The organism is Sphingopyxis granuli (genome assembly GCF_001559015.1).
Classification (GTDB): domain Bacteria; phylum Pseudomonadota; class Alphaproteobacteria; order Sphingomonadales; family Sphingomonadaceae; genus Sphingopyxis; species Sphingopyxis granuli.
Genome location: NZ_CP012199.1, coordinates 2,913,032 through 2,928,826, shown reverse-complemented (window position 1 = coordinate 2,928,826; position 15,795 = coordinate 2,913,032). Strand labels below are relative to the sequence as shown.

The 15,795-nt window shown below is 67.8% G+C and carries 14 protein-coding genes; 9 read left to right on the top strand and 5 right to left on the bottom strand.

Annotated elements, in window-relative coordinates; genetic code table 11:
• Nucleotides 1-214 precede the first annotated feature (214 nt).
• From SGRAN_RS13595 to alaS, 3 genes are all read left to right on the top strand, one after another.
• Nucleotides 215-841 carry a glutathione S-transferase family protein gene (locus SGRAN_RS13595; RefSeq protein WP_067184478.1) on the top strand — a complete coding sequence of 209 codons (627 nt, stop codon included), beginning with the start codon at nucleotides 215-217 and terminating at the stop codon, nucleotides 839-841.
• Nucleotides 831-1,430, top strand: coding sequence for a hypothetical protein (locus SGRAN_RS13590; RefSeq protein WP_067184477.1), 600 nt, complete (start codon nucleotides 831-833; stop codon nucleotides 1,428-1,430). Before SGRAN_RS13595 ends, SGRAN_RS13590 begins: the two co-directional genes overlap by 11 nt.
• Before the next feature lie 96 nt (nucleotides 1,431-1,526).
• Nucleotides 1,527-4,184: an alanine--tRNA ligase gene (gene alaS, locus SGRAN_RS13585; protein WP_067184475.1), complete on the top strand. Its 2,658-nt coding sequence runs from the start codon at nucleotides 1,527-1,529 to the stop codon at nucleotides 4,182-4,184.
• A 57-nt stretch (nucleotides 4,185-4,241) separates the two neighbouring features.
• Here the strand turns inward: alaS and SGRAN_RS13580 are convergent, their stop codons facing one another.
• Both SGRAN_RS13580 and SGRAN_RS13575 read right to left on the bottom strand, forming a co-directional pair.
• Nucleotides 4,242-4,655 carry a holin family protein gene (locus SGRAN_RS13580; RefSeq protein ID WP_067105766.1) on the bottom strand — a complete coding sequence of 138 codons (414 nt, stop codon included), beginning with the start codon at nucleotides 4,653-4,655 and terminating at the stop codon, nucleotides 4,242-4,244.
• A 57-nt stretch (nucleotides 4,656-4,712) separates the two neighbouring features.
• Nucleotides 4,713-5,282, bottom strand: coding sequence for a glycoside hydrolase family 108 protein (locus SGRAN_RS13575; protein WP_067184473.1), 570 nt, complete (start codon nucleotides 5,280-5,282; stop codon nucleotides 4,713-4,715).
• Nucleotides 5,283-5,352: 70 nt separating this feature from the next.
• Between SGRAN_RS13575 and SGRAN_RS13570 the strand changes: the two genes are divergently transcribed.
• A complete protein-coding gene (locus SGRAN_RS13570) occupies nucleotides 5,353-6,330 on the top strand; it encodes an NADPH:quinone oxidoreductase family protein (RefSeq protein WP_067184470.1) in 978 nt (325 codons plus the stop codon).
• A 216-nt stretch (nucleotides 6,331-6,546) separates the two neighbouring features.
• Here the strand turns inward: SGRAN_RS13570 and SGRAN_RS13565 are convergent, their stop codons facing one another.
• On the bottom strand, nucleotides 6,547-8,004 hold the full coding sequence (locus tag SGRAN_RS13565) for a helicase HerA domain-containing protein (protein ID WP_067187090.1): 1,458 nt from the start codon (nucleotides 8,002-8,004) through the stop codon (nucleotides 6,547-6,549).
• A 93-nt stretch (nucleotides 8,005-8,097) separates the two neighbouring features.
• Here SGRAN_RS13565 and SGRAN_RS13560 point away from each other — a divergent pair, with 93 nt between their 5' ends.
• Nucleotides 8,098-8,358, top strand: a complete 261-nt coding sequence (locus tag SGRAN_RS13560) for a hypothetical protein (RefSeq protein ID WP_067184467.1) — start codon at nucleotides 8,098-8,100, stop codon at nucleotides 8,356-8,358.
• A gap of 12 nt (nucleotides 8,359-8,370) precedes the next feature.
• On the opposite strand, the gene SGRAN_RS13555 is transcribed toward SGRAN_RS13560, so the two are convergent.
• The gene (locus SGRAN_RS13555; RefSeq protein ID WP_067187089.1) at nucleotides 8,371-9,258 is read right to left on the bottom strand and encodes a LysR family transcriptional regulator; all 888 of its coding nucleotides are present in this window, start codon (nucleotides 9,256-9,258) and stop codon (nucleotides 8,371-8,373) included.
• Between the two features lie 173 nt (nucleotides 9,259-9,431).
• On the opposite strand from SGRAN_RS13555, the gene SGRAN_RS13550 reads away from it, so the two are divergent.
• The 4 genes from SGRAN_RS13550 to SGRAN_RS13535 all read left to right on the top strand — a co-directional run bounded on the left by SGRAN_RS13550 (nucleotide 9,432) and on the right by SGRAN_RS13535 (nucleotide 12,993).
• Nucleotides 9,432-10,646: an amidohydrolase gene (locus tag SGRAN_RS13550; RefSeq protein WP_067184464.1), complete on the top strand. Its 1,215-nt coding sequence runs from the start codon at nucleotides 9,432-9,434 to the stop codon at nucleotides 10,644-10,646.
• Between the two features lie 80 nt (nucleotides 10,647-10,726).
• Nucleotides 10,727-11,320, top strand: a complete 594-nt coding sequence (locus tag SGRAN_RS13545) for an ankyrin repeat domain-containing protein (protein ID WP_210434141.1) — start codon at nucleotides 10,727-10,729, stop codon at nucleotides 11,318-11,320.
• A gap of 11 nt (nucleotides 11,321-11,331) precedes the next feature.
• Nucleotides 11,332-11,796 carry a nucleoside deaminase gene (locus SGRAN_RS13540; RefSeq protein WP_067187088.1) on the top strand — a complete coding sequence of 155 codons (465 nt, stop codon included), beginning with the start codon at nucleotides 11,332-11,334 and terminating at the stop codon, nucleotides 11,794-11,796.
• A gap of 6 nt (nucleotides 11,797-11,802) precedes the next feature.
• Nucleotides 11,803-12,993 carry a cyanate transporter gene (locus SGRAN_RS13535; protein WP_067184460.1) on the top strand — a complete coding sequence of 397 codons (1,191 nt, stop codon included), beginning with the start codon at nucleotides 11,803-11,805 and terminating at the stop codon, nucleotides 12,991-12,993.
• Between the two features lie 121 nt (nucleotides 12,994-13,114).
• Here the strand turns inward: SGRAN_RS13535 and SGRAN_RS13530 are convergent, their stop codons facing one another.
• Nucleotides 13,115-15,784: a TonB-dependent receptor plug domain-containing protein gene (locus SGRAN_RS13530; RefSeq protein WP_067184457.1), complete on the bottom strand. Its 2,670-nt coding sequence runs from the start codon at nucleotides 15,782-15,784 to the stop codon at nucleotides 13,115-13,117.
• Nucleotides 15,785-15,795 lie beyond the last annotated feature (11 nt).

Sequence of the window (15,795 nt, the reverse complement as noted above, 5' to 3'; positions counted from 1 at the left end):
CCGACATTGCTTCCATCCGAGCCCGATTGCGTTCTATGGTCTGTGGGGATTGGCGTTCTGCGCGCTGCCTCATCCGTTCGTCATGCTGAACCCGTTTCAGCATCCATGGCCGGACCTCTCCTTTTGCGCCGCCTTTCAGGTGAGGGCAGACCATGGATGCTGAAACAAGTTCAGGGTGACGAAAGGGACAAACCGTGCCGCGAAAGGAGAATCGATGAGCCTGATCGTCCACCACCTCAACAACAGCCGTTCGCAGCGTATCCTCTGGCTGCTCGAGGAAATCGGCGCGCCATATGACATCCGCTTCTATGACCGCGACCCGGCGACCAACCTCGCGCCGCCCGAACTGCTGGCGGTCCATCCGCTCGGCAAGTCGCCGGTGATCGAGGACGACGGCCGCGTGATCGTCGAATCGGGGGCGATCGTCGAATATCTGTGCGATCGGCACGGCGGCGGGCATCTGGTTCCCGCGCACGGCACCGACGATCATGTCAGCCATCTCGAATGGCTGCATTTCGCCGAGGGGTCGGCGATGACGCCGATCCTGCTGCGCATCTACACCGCGCGGCTCGGCGAGGCGGCGGCGGTCCTCGAACCGCGGATCGTGCAGCAGCTCGATGCGCATTTCGCCTATATGGAAAGCCGTCTCGGCACGAACGGCCATTTCATCGGCGACAGCCTGTCGGCCGCCGACATCATGCTGAGCTTTCCCGCCGAGATCGCGATCATGCAGGGCATGGCGCCGCGCTATCCGAAGCTGGCGGCGTTCGTGAACGCCTGCCACGACCGTCCGGCGTGGCGCCGCGCGCGCGACAAGGGCGGCGCTTATTATGGCTATTGATACTTCTTCCGTCCGGCGCATCGCATTGGCGATCGGCGCGGCGCTGTTCGCGGCCGGCGCCGCGATGGCGGCACCGCCGCAACTCGGCCCGGAGGTGGAGCGCGATGTCGTCGCGCCCGAAGGCGTCGCCTTCGCGCCCGCCGCAGTCGACGAGGAAGGGGCGATCGACCGCTTCGCCGCCTATGTCGCGGCGCTGGCGAAGCGCGATTACGATGCCGCCTATGCGATGCTGCGCCTGTCGCTGCAGGCGTCGAGCCCGCGGCTCGAATGGGAGATGAACCTGCGCAAGCGCGGCACATTATGGGCCGACGGGAGGCTGCGTATCCTGCGGCTGAGCTGGTATCTCGACCCCGCGGGTCAGCCGCCCGGCGTCTATGCCGCGTTCGATTTCCGGGGCGACCGGGCGGATGGAACGATGGACTGCGGCTATGTCGTCGTCCATCGCGCAACGCCGGGCGCCGGCTTCACCATCGTCCGCACCGATACCTCCGAAGTGCCGCCCGAACTGATCGAGGAGGGCGTGCCCAAGGCCGACGTGCTGCACCAGCTTCCCTGCTATCTGGGCAAGGGGATCGCGACGGCTTTCTGATGCGGAGGCGCCTTCCGTCGAACCGGCGGAAGGCCGATAATCGTGCGGACCACTAATCACCTTGTCGCACCGCGCCAAAATCCCTAATTCGCGCGCATGACATCGACCAACGACATCCGCCGCTCCTTCCTCGACTATTTCGCGGGCGAGGGGCACCATATCGAACCGTCGGCGCCGCTGGTGCCGTTCAATGACCCGACGCTGATGTTCGTCAACGCGGGGATGGTGCCGTTCAAGAATGTCTTCACGGGGCTGGAGAAGAAGCCCTACAGCACCGCGGCTTCGTCGCAGAAGTGCGTCCGCGCGGGCGGCAAGCACAACGACCTCGACAATGTCGGCTACACCGCGCGCCATCACACGTTCTTCGAGATGCTGGGGAATTTCTCGTTCGGCGACTATTTCAAGGAACAGGCGATCCACCATGCCTGGACCCTCGTCCACAAGACGTGGGGCCTGCCCGCCGACAAGCTGACCGCCACCGTCTACCACACCGACGACGAGGCGTTCGACCTGTGGCGCAAGATTTCGGGGCTGCCCGAGGAACGCATCATCCGCATACCGACCAGCGACAATTTCTGGTCGATGGGCGACACCGGGCCGTGCGGGCCGTGCAGCGAAATCTTCTATGATCATGGCGACCATATCTGGGGCGGCCCGCCGGGATCGGCCGAAGAGGACGGCGACCGTTTCATCGAGATCTGGAACCTGGTGTTCATGCAATATGAACAGTTGCCCGGCGGCGAGCGCGTCGACCTGCCGCGGCCCAGCATCGACACCGGCATGGGACTGGAACGTCTTGCGGCGGTGCTGCAGGGCGTCCACGACAATTACGACATCGACACCTTCCGGGCGCTGATCGCCGCGTCGGTCGACCTGACCGGCGTTCCGACCGAGGGCGCGACGCAGGCCAGCCACCGCGTGATCGCCGATCACCTGCGCGCGTCGAGCTTCCTGATCGCCGACGGCGTGCTGCCGTCGAACGAGGGGCGCGGCTATGTGCTGCGGCGGATCATGCGCCGCGCGATGCGCCACGCGCACCTGCTCGGCGCGCGGGACCCGCTGATGCACCGGCTGCTGCCGGCGCTGACCACCGAGATGGGCGCCGCCTATCCCGAACTGATCCGCGCGCAGGCGCTGATCTCCGAAACGCTCGAGCGCGAGGAGATCAAGTTCCGCCAGACGCTCGACAAGGGGCTGCGGCTGCTCGACGAGGCAACGGTGGGAATGGCCAAGGGCGCGACGCTGCCTGGCGACGTCGCCTTCAAGCTCTATGACACCTACGGCTTTCCCTACGACCTGACCGAGGATGCGCTGCGCGCAGAGGGCATCGCGGTCGACCGCGCGGGTTTCGACGCCGCGATGGCGCAGCAGAAGGCGGCGGCGCGCGCGGCGTGGAAGGGCAGCGGCGAAAAGGCGTCGGACGAAATCTGGTTCGACCTCGCCGAAGCGAACGGCGGCACCGAATTCACCGGCTACACCTCGACCGAGGGCGAGGGCGAGGTGATCGCGCTCGTTCGCGACGGCGTTCCGGTCGAAGAGGCGAAGGCCGGCGACACCGTCGTCGTGCTCACCAACCAGACGCCCTTCTATGGCGAAAGCGGCGGCCAGATGGGCGACGCCGGAACGATCGACACGCTGGGCGGCGCGAAGGCGACGGTGCGCGACACGAGCAAGCCGCTCGGCCGGCTGCACGCGCACCAAGCGACGCTCGAGGCTGGCAGCCTCAAGGTCGGCGACACGGTGCGGCTGAGCGTCGATGCCGCGCGCCGCGACCGCATCCGCGCCAATCACAGCGCGACGCACCTGCTGCACGCGGCGCTCCGCAACCGGCTGGGCGCGCACGTCACGCAGAAGGGCAGCCTCGTCGCAGAGGATCGCTTCCGCTTCGACTTCTCGCACCCCAAGGCGCTGACCGCCGAGGAGATCGCCGACGTCGAGGCGCAGGTGAATGCGCATATCCGCGCCAACGAGCCGGTGTCGACGCGCCTGATGACCCCAGACGATGCGATCGCGGCGGGTGCGATGGCGCTGTTTGGCGAAAAATATGGCGACGAGGTGCGCGTGCTCAGCATGGGCAAGGCCGACGACCGCAGCTATTCGGTCGAACTGTGCGGCGGCACCCACGTGCGTGCGCTCGGCGACATCGCCCTGTTCAAGATCGTCAGCGAAAGCGCGGTGTCCTCCGGCGTGCGGCGCATCGAGGCGCTGACCGGCGAAGCGGCGCGCCAGTGGCTGATCGGCCGCGACGAGGCGCTGAAGGCGGCGGCGGTGGCGCTCAAGACCGCGCCCGACGAAGTGCCCGCGCGCGCCGCGGCGATGGCCGAGGCGCTCCGGAAGGCGGAGCGCGAACTGGCCGAGGCGAAGAAGGCGCTCGCGCTCGGCGGTAGCGGGGGCGGCGGCGCGGCAAGCGGCGGCCCGGCGATCGAAGAGGTCGGCGGCACGAAGTTCCTGGCGCAGGTCGTCGACGGGCTCGACCCCAAGGGGCTGCGCGGCGCGGTCGACGACATGAAGAAACAGGTCGGCAGCGGCGTCGCGATGCTTGTCGCGGTCAACGACGGGCGCGCTTCGGTCGCGGTCGGCGTGACCGATGATCAGGCGGGCAGCCGCAGCGCGGTCGACCTCGTCAAGACGGCGGTGGCGGCGCTTGGCGGGCAGGGCGGCGGCGGCCGTCCCGACATGGCGCAGGGCGGCGGCCCCGACGGCGCCGCGGCCGAAACCGCGGTCGCGGCGGTCAAGGCCGCGCTGGCGGGGTAGTCCTGCGCCTGATCTCCCCTCCCGCTTGCGGGAGAGGAGGCAGCCTACCCCAAGCGATCAGCCTTCGATCCCCTTGGCTTTGCCCCATGCCCTTGCGGCGGTGTAGCCGAGGTAGCCGGTGCCGAAGAGCGCGTAGAGCGATTCGGGGATGCCGGCGAGATAGGCGTTCATGCCGTCGGCGATGCCCTGGGCCATCTCCGGCCGTGCGGCAGCGATCAGTCCCATCGGGATCGCCCACAGCAGCAGTGCATACATGACGTAGAGGAAGCTGGGCCGCGCGCGGCTGGTCCACGGGTCGGCGCTGTTCGCCTCGGCGATGATCGCACTCATCCGCGTGCGGATCGTTTCCAGTTCCTGGCTGCCTTCGAGTTTCAGCAGTTCGAGCTTGGCGCGGTCGCGCGCCTCCGGGTCGGGGATGATCTTGTCGATCAGGCCCGCGACGGGACCGATCAGCCCTTCGAAGATGCTCATGTCGATTGTTCCTTTCCGCTAGAGAATCCGTGCAACTTCACTGTGAATCGCATCGGGTCAGTTCTGCCCGATGCGGTTGGCGAGCCAGCCGTAGAGAAAGGCTTCCTGGCTCGGGCGGCGTTCGGCGAGCGCGATGTAGCGTTCGCCCTGTAGCGCCTCCATCGCGCGGAGCAGGATGGTCTCGCCGCCCTTGCCGCGCGCGGCGAGAAAGCCGTCGAGCGCCGACAGGGTGCGCGGGCCGATCAGCCGGTCGACCGCGATATCGGGATAGTCGCGCGCGCCGCGGTTGAGCGCGTTGAGCGCGCGCTGGAGAAAGCCCGTCGCGGTCGCGGTGCCCATGTTGACGCCGGTGTCGAACAGTTCGGCCGCGATCCGCGGTGCACGCAGCGCGACCCGGTCGAAACGCGGTTGCAGCCAATAGCGGCGGCGATAGATGGCGGCGGCCACCGTCCGCGGCAGCGCGCGCATGTCCCCGGCATAGCCCTCGGCGCGCGCGACCGTTTCGGTGATTCCCCAGCAGGTCGGGCCGCCGCGGTCGGTCGGGTGGTTTACATATCGGCCTTCGCGGTCGATGACGGCATCGATCAGGGTGTCGGCATCGCAGGTCGATGGATCGGCATTCGGCATGTTTCACTCCTGTGGTTTGTAGAAGTGATAAAACGAACCATATAGGAATAATGCAGGAAAGGCTTTTTTGATGCGTGCGTTGCAGGTTCGCGAACTGCTGCCCGATCATGCCGGCGTCGCGCTTGCCGACCTGCCGGTGCCGCAGCCGGGTCCGGGCGAGGTGCGGGTGCGGGTGCGCGCGGCGGCGGTCAACTTCCCCGACCTGCTGATGACGCGCGGCGCCTATCAGCTCAAACCCGACCTGCCCTTCGTTCCGGGGCTCGAATTCGCGGGCGAGGTCGATGTCGTCGGCGAAGGGGTGACGGCCTGGCACAAGGGCGACGCGGTGGTCGGCGGCAACCGTTTCGGCGCGATGGCCGAATATATCGTCGCCCCGGCCGCCACGCTGCGGCCGAAGCCCGATCGGCTGGGATGGGAGGCGGCCGCCGCCTGTCCGGTCGCCTATCTGACCGCCTATGTCGCGCTCGTTCGCTGCGCGCGCGTCGAGCCCGGCGACTGGGTGCTGGTGCACGGTGCGGCGGGCGGGGTCGGGCTGGCGACGGTCGACCTCGCGAAGGCGCTCGGCGCGCGCGTGATCGCGGCGGCGAGCAGCGAAGCCAAGCGCGCGGCGATCGCGCGCCTCTATGCCCCCGATGCGCTGATCGCCGCCGATCCGGGGTTCCGCGACACGGTGAAGGCGCTGACCGGCGGGGTCGGCGCCGACGTGATCTTCGACCCGGTAGGCGGCGACGTGTTCGACGAATCGACGCGCTGCATCGCCTTTGGCGGGCGCCTGCTGGTGGTCGGTTTCGCGTCGGGCCGCATTCCCGCGGTTTCGGCGAACATCCCGCTGATCAAGGGGTTTTCGGTCGTCGGCGTGCGCGCCGGCGAATATGGCCGCCGCTTTCCCGAGCGGGGGGTCGAGAATATCGCCGCGGTCGACCGACTGGCGGCCGAGGGGACGATCCGCCCGCACGTCCACGCCGCGCTCGACCTTGCCGACTGGCGCGAGGCTTTCGCGATGCTCGAACGGCGTGAGGTGATCGGAAAGGTCTTGCTACGGCCGTGAAGGGACGGCGTCGCGTCATGGCGAGGAGCGTGGCGATGAAACCATGTCCAGCCATCAATGATAGCATGCCCCTCCGGGTGAAACATCATTGTGTCCCCGCGAAGGCGGGGACCCGGAGCGCGTTGGCGCGGCGCAGGCCTTTTGACGCTCCGGGCTCCCGCCTGCGCGGGAGCACACGGCCATTCATTCAAGGGCGATCGCGCCCGAAAGCCATCCTCAGGCCGCTTCGGTCGCCAGCCCGAGCTCGGGGATGTGGACCGAGCGCTGGCCGCCGAAGCTCGACCGTACGACGATGACGCCCTGTTTCTCCATATAGTCGAGCAGCCGCCGCACGCGCCCCGGCGACCGCGTGCCGTAAGCACGGCCGAGCGCTTCCTCGTCGGGGCAGGGCGCCCCGTCCATCGCCGCGCGGGCGATCAGCAGGAAGGGCGCGAGCATGTCGTCGGGCAGCCGCGCCGCCGCGCCGAGCAGGTCGCGCCAGTGCGGATCGGCCGGGTCGAGGATGCCGCCCTTCGCCAGCGCGAAGCGACGGCGGAACTCGGCAAGGTCGAACGGCGCGGCGCGCAGGCGCTGCATCCGGCAGCGCACCGAGAAATCCTGATAGAGGATCGTATCGGTCTGATAGGCGCTTTCGGCATCGCCGAGCATGTCGCGCAGCACCGCCTCGACCACCGCGTCGGCATCAATGCTGTCGGCGGCCGCGGGCGCCGATATGTCGTCCGCGGCGGATGCGTCGGCTTCGTGATGGGCGATGCGCTCGATCACCTCGGCCGCGGCGACCGGGGCGGGACGCAGGGGCACCGGCGGGGGCGCCGCGCTCTCCATCTCGGCGAACAGCATCGTGCGCATGTCCTGCGGCTCGGCGTCGGGCAGCGGCAGCAGGCTGTGCGTTCCCGCGCGGCTGCGCGTTTCGGTCGCGCCGATGCGGATCGCGACCGGGCGCCGCGCGATTGCGGGACCGAGGCCCAGGAAATGCCCGCGTTCGAGGTCGCGGATCGCCTCCGCCTGCCGCCGCTCCATACCGAGCAGGTCGGCGGCGCGCGCCATGTCGATGTCGAGGAAGGTGCGCCCCATCAGGAAGTTGCTTGCCTCTGCCGCGACATTCTTGGCGAGCTTGGCGAGGCGCTGGGTGGCGATGGCGCCGGCCAGGCCGCGCTTGCGGCCGCGGCACATCAGGTTGGTCATCGCCGACAGGCTGGCGCGGCGCACCGCGTCGGACACGTCGCCCGACGCGCTCGGCGCGAACATCTGCGCCTCGTCGACGACGACGAGTGCGGGAAACCAATGCTCGCGCGGCGCGTCGAACAGCGCGTTCAGAAAGGCGGCGGCGCAGCCCATCTGCGCCTCGATATCGAGCGCTTCGAGGTTGAGGACGACCGAGGCGCGATGCTCGCGGATGCGTGCGCCCATCGTCGCGATCTCGCGCTCGTTATAGTCGCCGGCGTCGATCGCGACATGGCTGTAGGCGTCGGCGAGGGTGACGAAATCGCCCTCCGGATCGATCACCACCTGCTGGACGAGGCCCGCGCTCTGTTCGAGCAGGCGGCGCAGCAGGTGCGACTTGCCCGATCCCGAATTGCCCTGGACGAGCAGACGCGTGGCGAGCAGCTCCTGCACCTCGATGCGCACACCCTGACCGCGCTCGTCGATTCCGATTTCGATGCTGTTGTTCACCCCGCTGCCCCTAATCCGCGCCCCGCCCGAAAACAACCAAGCGGCGTCCGCGGCGTTGGAATATCGCGCGCTGTCTGCCACAAGGGCGCGGCCATGGATTTCGACGACCAGCTCTTTCGCTATTTCGGCACCCGCGACATGGGCGCAATTTCGCCCGCGGCGCTGGCGGCGGGGACTGAGCGGATGCGCGTTGATCTGGCGCTGGAGACGCATGCGGGCCGCCGCTTCGCGCTGTGGGCGCTGCTCTATATGCTGGGCGCAGCACCCGATCTGGAAGTCGCCTTTCCCGATGCGGCCGACCGCGATTCGGCGCGTGATTTCATGGACATGATCGACCGCGCACAGGACGAATGACGCGGGTTCGGGTCATACAGGTCGACCCTCGCCCGGCGAGTCGGTCGAATGACGCGGATTCTGGCGTTGTGCGGCCAGTTGCCCGGACATGAGTTCGGCCAGTTCGGCGACCTTGCCCTTTTTCTCCCAGGCATAGACGGACAGGACCATCGCGGCTTCCGTGCCGAGGAAATCGGCCGGCCTGACATTGTAATGCCGTGCGGCATGGATCGGCACGAGCGAAATACCGAGGCCCGCGCCCACGGCGACGAGCACGCTGTTCAGGCTGGTGGCGGTAAAGGCGATGTAGAAGCGGCGGCGCTCGCGCTCGAGCCGCTCGAACATCGTCTCGCGATAGAGGCCGCCGACGGGGAAGGCGACGAGCGGGATGGGGTCATCCCAGACGCGCGGCGCCCCGGCGCCCTCGAACCAGCCGATCGCCTCCGCGACGCTGGCGTGCCGATCGGCGCTGGCGGCCGGTTCCTTGACGACGACGATGTCGAATTCCCCGCCACGGAAACGCCGGGTGAGGTCGCGGCTGAGCCCCGCCGTCACATCGAGACGGATTTCCCGATGCCTGTCGGCAAAGCTGGCAAAGATTTCGCTCATGGCCGGCGTCACGATGTCGTCGGGCAGGCCGATCCGGATTGCGGCGCTTCCCCAAGGGTCGGTGAACAGAAGCTCGGCCTCCTGCTGAAGCGAGAGGATGCGGCGGGCATATCCCAATAATCGCTCGCCGGCTTCGGTGGTCCGGACGGGTCGGTCGGTCCGGTCGATCAGCGTGCGGTCGACCGCCTGCTCGAGCCGTCCCAACTGCTGGCTGATCGTCGATTGCGTCATGTGGAGTCGCTGCGCGGCCGTGGTGAAACTTCCCGTGTCGGCAATCGCCACGAAGGCACGCAACAGGCGTTGATCCAGCATAATCATTAAGTTCCTGAATAATATATATAGAGATATTCCATTTGTGAATAATGCCGCAGGACGGTAATTCGCGCAAGGCACTGAGCCGCGGATGGGAGCGGCAGCGGTGGGCATGAAACGATGCCGGCACCGCGACCCTGCTGAACTGGCGAGCAAGGCAAGGAGACGATCGAGTGACGGAGCGGCGATTCACGAATGTGCAGCTTGCAGACGGCCGCGTCACCGATCTCGCCGTTCGCGACGGCCGTTTCGTGCGGGCGCAGGACGTGTCCGGCACGGCCGAGACCGTCGATCTTGGCGGGCTGCTGGCGCTGCCCGGCCTTGTCGACGGCCATATCCATCTCGACAAGAGCTTCCTAGGTGATCGCTGGCGCCCCTGGCAGCCCGCCGCGGATCTGCGCGAGCGTCTGGCGGTCGAGAAGCGGCTGCTGGGTGAAGCGCTGCCGGTCGCGGAGCGAGCGGACAGGCTGATCGCCAGCGCTTATGCGCGCGGCACGGTAGCGATGCGCAGCCATGTCGATGTCGACGCCACCACCGGCCTTGCGAACCTTCATGCCGTGATGGAGGCGCGCGAGGCGTGGCGCGGTCGCGTCGATGTCGAGCTGGTCGCTTTTCCGCAGGCGGGCATCCTCACCTGTCCGGGTACGGCGCAGATGCTGGACGCGGCGCTCGGTGCTGGCGCCGATGCGATCGGCGGGATCGACCCCACTGCGTTCGACGGTGACGCAGCGGCGCATCTCGATATCGTCTTCGGCCTGGCCGGAAAGCATGGTGCGAAGGTCGACATTCATCTGCACGAGCATGGCGAAGGCGGCATCGCGCAACTGGAGCGGATCGCCGGCTACACGAAAGCGGCCGGTCTGGGCGGGCGCGTGACGGTCAGCCATGCCTATGCGCTGGGCGATGTCGGCGCCGATCTCGCCCGCCGGACCGCGGCCACGCTCGCGGCCGCGGGTGTCTCGATCCTCACCAACGCGCCGGGCGATCACCCCTTTCCGCCGGTCGCCATGCTGCGGGCGGAAGGGGTTCGCATCTTTGCGGGCAGCGACAATATCCGCGATGCCTGGTGGCCCTATGGCGACGCCGACATGCTGAACCGCGCGATGCTGATCGCCTATCGCTCCGGCTTCCACAGCGACGAAGACCTGATGTTCGCGCTGGAGATGGCGACGACCGGTGCGGCCGGCGCGCTGGGGCTGGACGACCATGGCATCGCGGTGGGCAAGCAGGCGACGTTCGTCCTGATCGAGGCCGATAACGCCGCGGCGGCCGTTGCCGCCCCGCCCGCCGGGCGCCTCCTCGTCCAGCGCGGCGAGGTCGTGCGCCCGGACGCTGCGCCGTCGCGGTTCCGGCAACTGGCGGAGGGAGCGCAGGGATGCGAAGGTTGATGCTTGCCGGTCTGTGCCTTTTCACAGCGGTCGCGTGCGGGCCGTTTCCGGTTTCCGGCGAGACGGTGAACGAGGGTGCGATGAACGAGGCTGACCTGTTCCGGGCCGCGGCCAACAACGATGCAGGCACGGTGCGCAGGATCGTCGCCGCGGGCGTCGCGATCGATCCGCGCAATGCGGCGGGCGCGACGCCGCTGCTGGTCGCGACGCGCGGCAACGCGGCCGACGCCGCGAAGGTGCTGATCGAGGCCGGCGCCGACGTCAATGCCAAGGATCGCATCAACGACAGCCCCTATCTCTATGCCGGCGCGCACGGGCATCTCGACATCCTCAGGCTGACGCTTGCCCATGGCGCCGACCTCGCGAGCACGAACCGCTTCGGCGGAACCGCGCTCATCCCCGCGGCCGAGCGCGGTCATGTCGAGGTCGTGCGAATCCTGATCGCCGCCGGTGTGGACGTCGATCACGTCAACAATCTGGGTTGGACCGCGTTGATCGAGGCGATCATCCTGGGCGACGGCGGCGCGCGGCATCAGGCGATCGTTCACGCGCTCATCGATGCCGGCGCCGACGTGAACCTCGCCGATGGCGACGGAGTCTCGCCGCTCCGCCTTGCCCGCAGTCGGGGCCATGCCGAAATCGCCGGTATCCTCGTCGGAGCGGGCGCGAAATGAAAGAGGACATGATGACCGGCGAAACGGAATTTCTCCGCCAGGCGATCGGGTTGGCGCAGGCCAATGCCGAGGCGGGCGGGCGCCCGTTCGGCGCGGTCCTCGTCAGGGACGGCGAAGTCGTCGCGACCGGCGTCAACGAGATACTCGCCACCAACGATCCGACATCCCATGCGGAGATGAACGCGATCCGCAGCGCCAGTCGGCGGCTCGGCTCGCCCGACCTTCGGGGCTGCACCGTCTATGCCAGCGGCCACCCCTGTCCGATGTGTATGGCGGCGATGCGGATGGCGGGGGTGGGCGCGGTCGTCTTTGCCTATTCGAACGACGACGGTGCGCCGTTCGGTCTCTCGACCGCGGCGATCTATGCGGAACTGGCAAAACCCTTCGCCGAGCAGTCGATGACGATCCGCCACGTCCCGGTTCGCCTGGAATCGCAGCCGGACCTCTATGCCGACTGGAAGCGCCGGCAGGACTGACTGCGGATGAAGACGGCCGACCCTTCGCGCGCCGCATGGCCGCTGCTGTTCGTCGTCGCGATCGTCGGCCTCAACCTGCGGCCGTTCGTTACCGGCGTCGGACCGTTGGCCCAGGATATTCGGGAGGGGACGGGCCTTGGCCTTCAGGGCCTGTCGCTTCTGACGCTGGTGCCGATGCTGCTGATGGGTGCCTTCGCCTTTGCCGGGCCGTCGCTGCAACGCGCGGCCGGCGCGCGCCGGTCGGTCATCGCGGCGCTTGCGGTGCTGGGGATCGGGTCATGGCTGCGGCTGTTCGTCACGACCGGCTGGGCTTTGATCGGAACGGCGGCGGTCATCGGATTCGGCGTTGCGATCGTCCAGGCGGTGTTTCCGAGCATCATCAAACGCATGTTCCCCGATCATAACGCCAAGGTCATGGGGCTTTACTCCGCGACGCTGATGGGCGGCGGTGCGCTGGGAGCCAAGGCATCGCCGATCGTCGCCCGATGGGCCGGCGACTGGCACATGGGCCTGGCATGGCTCGTCCTTCCCGCGGTGCTCGCCGTGTTGCTCGCCGCCCGCTATCTGCCCGCGGACGGCGGTGCCGCGCCCGGCGACGGGGTGATGCTCCACTTGTTGAGGCTTCGGCGGACCTGGTTGCTGATGGTCTGGTTCGGGATTGCCAATGGCGGATATTCGTCGGTGATCGCCTGGCTTCCCCCTTTCTATCAGGCGCTGGGATGGGACCGTAATGCGAGCGGCAGCCTGCTCGCCTTGATGGCCGTCTGCCAGGCGATGGCGGCGCTGGTCCTGCCGCTGCTCATCCGGCGCGGGGGCGACCGAAGAGGCTGGCTGTGGCTGACTCTGACCTGTCAGGCGGCGGGCTTTGCGGGGTTCGCATTCTGGCCGGGACTTGCGCCATCGCTCTGGACCGCGCTGGTCGGCGCCGGACTGGGCGGCTGCTTTGCCTTATCGATGGTGGTGGCGCTCGACCATCTGGCGGACCCGGCGCATGCGGGCGCGCTGTCGGCGGTCATGCAGGGCGGGGGGTTCCTGATTGCGGCGATCCCGCCGTGGATCGTCGCCGTGCTGCACGACGCGACCGGTGGCTTCCTGTCGGGATGGCTGCTGCATCTGGCCTGTGTGGTCGTCGTGATGCTGCTGACGATCCCTCTCGTCCCGCACAGCTATGCGAAGGCGATGCCGCCGCCTGCCTGAAGCCGCGTTGCGCAATTGGCGCGAGCGGCGTTTGCTCTCGTTCGCCCCGGCGCCGGAACGGCAAAAAGGTGGGCACCCCATGGGATGCCCACCTTTCCCTTCGCCTCGATGCTATCGGGGGTCAGAGGCGAAGCTTGGCGCCGACCGTCACATAGGTGCCGATCGAGTCGTAGTGGACCGATCCGGCGGGGCTCAGCGGCGGATCGCGATCGAACAGGTTGTTGACGTTGGCGAAGAGCGTGAACCGCTCGTCGATATTCGCCTGCGCATTGAGGTCGACATAGACCCGGGCGGAGGTGTCGTTGTTCGAGATGTTCAGCAGATGGTTGTACTGCCCGCCGCCGACATAGCGGACGCGTGCGGTAAAGGTCGCATGATCGTCGCCATAGGTGACGCTGCCGGTCCCGCGCCAGTGCGGCGTGCCGAAGGTGACGTCGCCGACGTCGCCGGCGCGGTCGATGACCGAGATGCCGTCGTCGATCACGACCTTCGACACATAGGTCGCCAGCGCCCGCAGGCGAAGCGTCCCGCCGCCGACCGGCTGCTGATAGCTCGCCTCGATATCGACGCCGCTGGTCTTGTATTGGGCAAGGTTCAGATAGGTCGAGTTGATCTCTGTCGGGCGGCCCTGGCCGTCGCGCGTGATCTGCGAGCAGGCGTTCTGGTTGCCGTTGCCGCAGGCGGTGATGACGTCCTGGGCGTTCGGCGAGGTGATCGCATCGCGCAGCTTGATGTCGAAATAATCGACCGCGAGGTTGAAGCCCGGCAGGAAGGTCGGGGTAAAGACCGCGCCGAGCGTCAGCGTGCTGCCGATCTCGGGCTTCAGGTTCGGGTTGCCGCCGCCGTAGCGCGTGACGCTGTACGACTGGCCGTTCTCGGACACCGTCGAGAAGGTGGTCGTGCGCGTCGTGAACAGTTCGGCAAGGCTGCCCGAGCGGATGTCGCGCGAGCGCGAGACGCGCAGCAGCAGATTGTCGAGGATGCGATCGGTGGCGCCGATCTTCCACGACCAGATGCCGCCGCTGGTGCTATAGTGGCTGTAGCGCGCGGCGGCGCTGAAATCGAGCTTGCTGAACGGCTGGTCGAGCAGCGGTATCGCGACTTCGCCGAACCCTTCCTGCACGTTGAACCCGCCGTCGAGCGGCGAGAAGTTGAAGCGGCTGAACCCGCGCGCCGTCGAGATGGGATCGATGCTGTTCGTCACCTGCTTTTCCCAGCGCGCCTCGCCGCCGAACGCGATCGAGACCGGGCCGGCCCAGGTCGAGAAGGGGTCGCCGCGCAGGCTGGCGCCCATGCTGTCGAGCCTGGTCGTGTAGACGACCTTGGCGAGGTCGCCGAACACATAGTCGATCGCGGCCGGATCGGCGCGACCGGCACCCAGGATGTTGAGCGGGCGGCACGCGGTGTTCGGGTCGGTCAGCGCGACTGCGCAGACGATGTCGCTGCCGACGCGGACCGCATCGAGCGCTTCCGTCATCTTCGCGCCGACGATCTGGTTGTGATAGCTCTGCATGTTGCGCAGTTCGCCATGGTTGTAATAGGCGGAATAGCGCCACGCGCCGTCAGCGAAGCTGCCGTCGACGCCGATGCCGCCCTCGACGTTCTGGCGGTAGTAATCGAAGGTGCGCATGCCGTAATCTTCGAACACGCGGCCGATCCTGACCGTCGTCTCGCCCGCGCCGAGCTGGCTGCGGATGCCGTCGAGATAGGGGTTCGAAGCTTTCAGCGTGTAATTGCCATATTCGGCATAGAAGGGATATTTGGCCCAGATGCGGCTGTAGAGCCCGTCGATCCAGAAGGTCGCGTCGCCGACCTCGAAGCTGGCGCGGGCATAGCCGTTGACGCGCTGATAGGGGTTGGCGAGCGACTTCTGGTCGCCGATCCCGCGCCCTTCGCCGCCGACCATCAGCGTGCCGTCGCCATTGATCATGCTGCCGTACTGATAGGGGCGCAGCGAGCCGTCGGCCGCGAAGGTCATGCCCTTGAGCGCGCCGGTGGTGATCAGGCCGTCGAGGCCGGTGTTCGCCGGATTGACGTCGCGGATCAATATCTGCTCGGTGCTGCCGGCGGGCGTGAACAGGTCGGCGCTGCCGACATTCTTGCGCGCGTTGCGGCTGAGGATGCCCTCGTCGTTCTGATATTCGCCGCCGATCATGAAATGGCCGCTGCCGCCCGCGAACTCGGTGCCGAAGCTGCCGTTGATGCTGTAGCGATAGCCGTCGCCGCGCGTCGACAGGCCGTTCTGGATGCCAAGCTTCAGGCCCGACAGATTGTCGTCGAGGATGATGTTGACGACACCGCCGATCGCGCCCGAACCCCAGGCCGCGCTGGCGCCGCCCGTGACGATCTCGACGCGCTTGACCATGTCCTGCGGAATGCTGTTGAGGTCCGACGCGCCGTTGAAGCGGCGGTTGTTGAGCAGGGTCAGCGTGCGCGTGGCGCCCAGGCCGCGAAGGTCCATCGCCGAAGTGCTGGAATTGGTGTTGGCGTTGGTGCTGTTCGGCGACACGGTGGCGCGGAACTGCGGCAGGTCGTTCAGCACCTGCGCGATGCTGGGACGTGCGCCCTGCGCCAGTTCGGATTCGCCGACGACGGTCGTCGGGGTCGGCGCGTCGAAGCCCTTGCGGTCGATACGCGAGCCGGTGACGACGATCGCCGAATCGGCAGCGGCGCCCTCGTCGCCGGCTTCCTGCGCCGCGGCCGTGCCGCCGCAGGCCAGCGCGAGCATCAGCCCCGCCGCGGCGCTGCCGCCCATCAACAGGGTTTTCAACCCGGTCCGATCGTTACGCATAGATGTTCCCC

Coding starts and splice junctions, on each gene's coding strand:
- SGRAN_RS13560 (WP_067184467.1), top strand. CDS start 8,098: ATGGATTTCGACGACCAGCTCTTTCGCTATTTCGGCACCCGCGACATG.
- SGRAN_RS13595 (WP_067184478.1), top strand. CDS start 215: ATGAGCCTGATCGTCCACCACCTCAACAACAGCCGTTCGCAGCGTATC.
- alaS (WP_067184475.1), top strand. CDS start 1,527: ATGACATCGACCAACGACATCCGCCGCTCCTTCCTCGACTATTTCGCG.
- SGRAN_RS13580 (WP_067105766.1), bottom strand. CDS start 4,655: ATGAGCATCTTCGAAGGGCTGATCGGTCCCGTCGCGGGCCTGATCGAC.
- SGRAN_RS13540 (WP_067187088.1), top strand. CDS start 11,332: ATGACCGGCGAAACGGAATTTCTCCGCCAGGCGATCGGGTTGGCGCAG.
- SGRAN_RS13530 (WP_067184457.1), bottom strand. CDS start 15,784: ATGCGTAACGATCGGACCGGGTTGAAAACCCTGTTGATGGGCGGCAGC.
- SGRAN_RS13575 (WP_067184473.1), bottom strand. CDS start 5,282: ATGCCGAATGCCGATCCATCGACCTGCGATGCCGACACCCTGATCGAT.
- SGRAN_RS13590 (WP_067184477.1), top strand. CDS start 831: ATGGCTATTGATACTTCTTCCGTCCGGCGCATCGCATTGGCGATCGGC.
- SGRAN_RS13570 (WP_067184470.1), top strand. CDS start 5,353: ATGCGTGCGTTGCAGGTTCGCGAACTGCTGCCCGATCATGCCGGCGTC.
- SGRAN_RS13545 (WP_210434141.1), top strand. CDS start 10,727: ATGAACGAGGCTGACCTGTTCCGGGCCGCGGCCAACAACGATGCAGGC.
- SGRAN_RS13535 (WP_067184460.1), top strand. CDS start 11,803: ATGAAGACGGCCGACCCTTCGCGCGCCGCATGGCCGCTGCTGTTCGTC.
- SGRAN_RS13555 (WP_067187089.1), bottom strand. CDS start 9,258: ATGCTGGATCAACGCCTGTTGCGTGCCTTCGTGGCGATTGCCGACACG.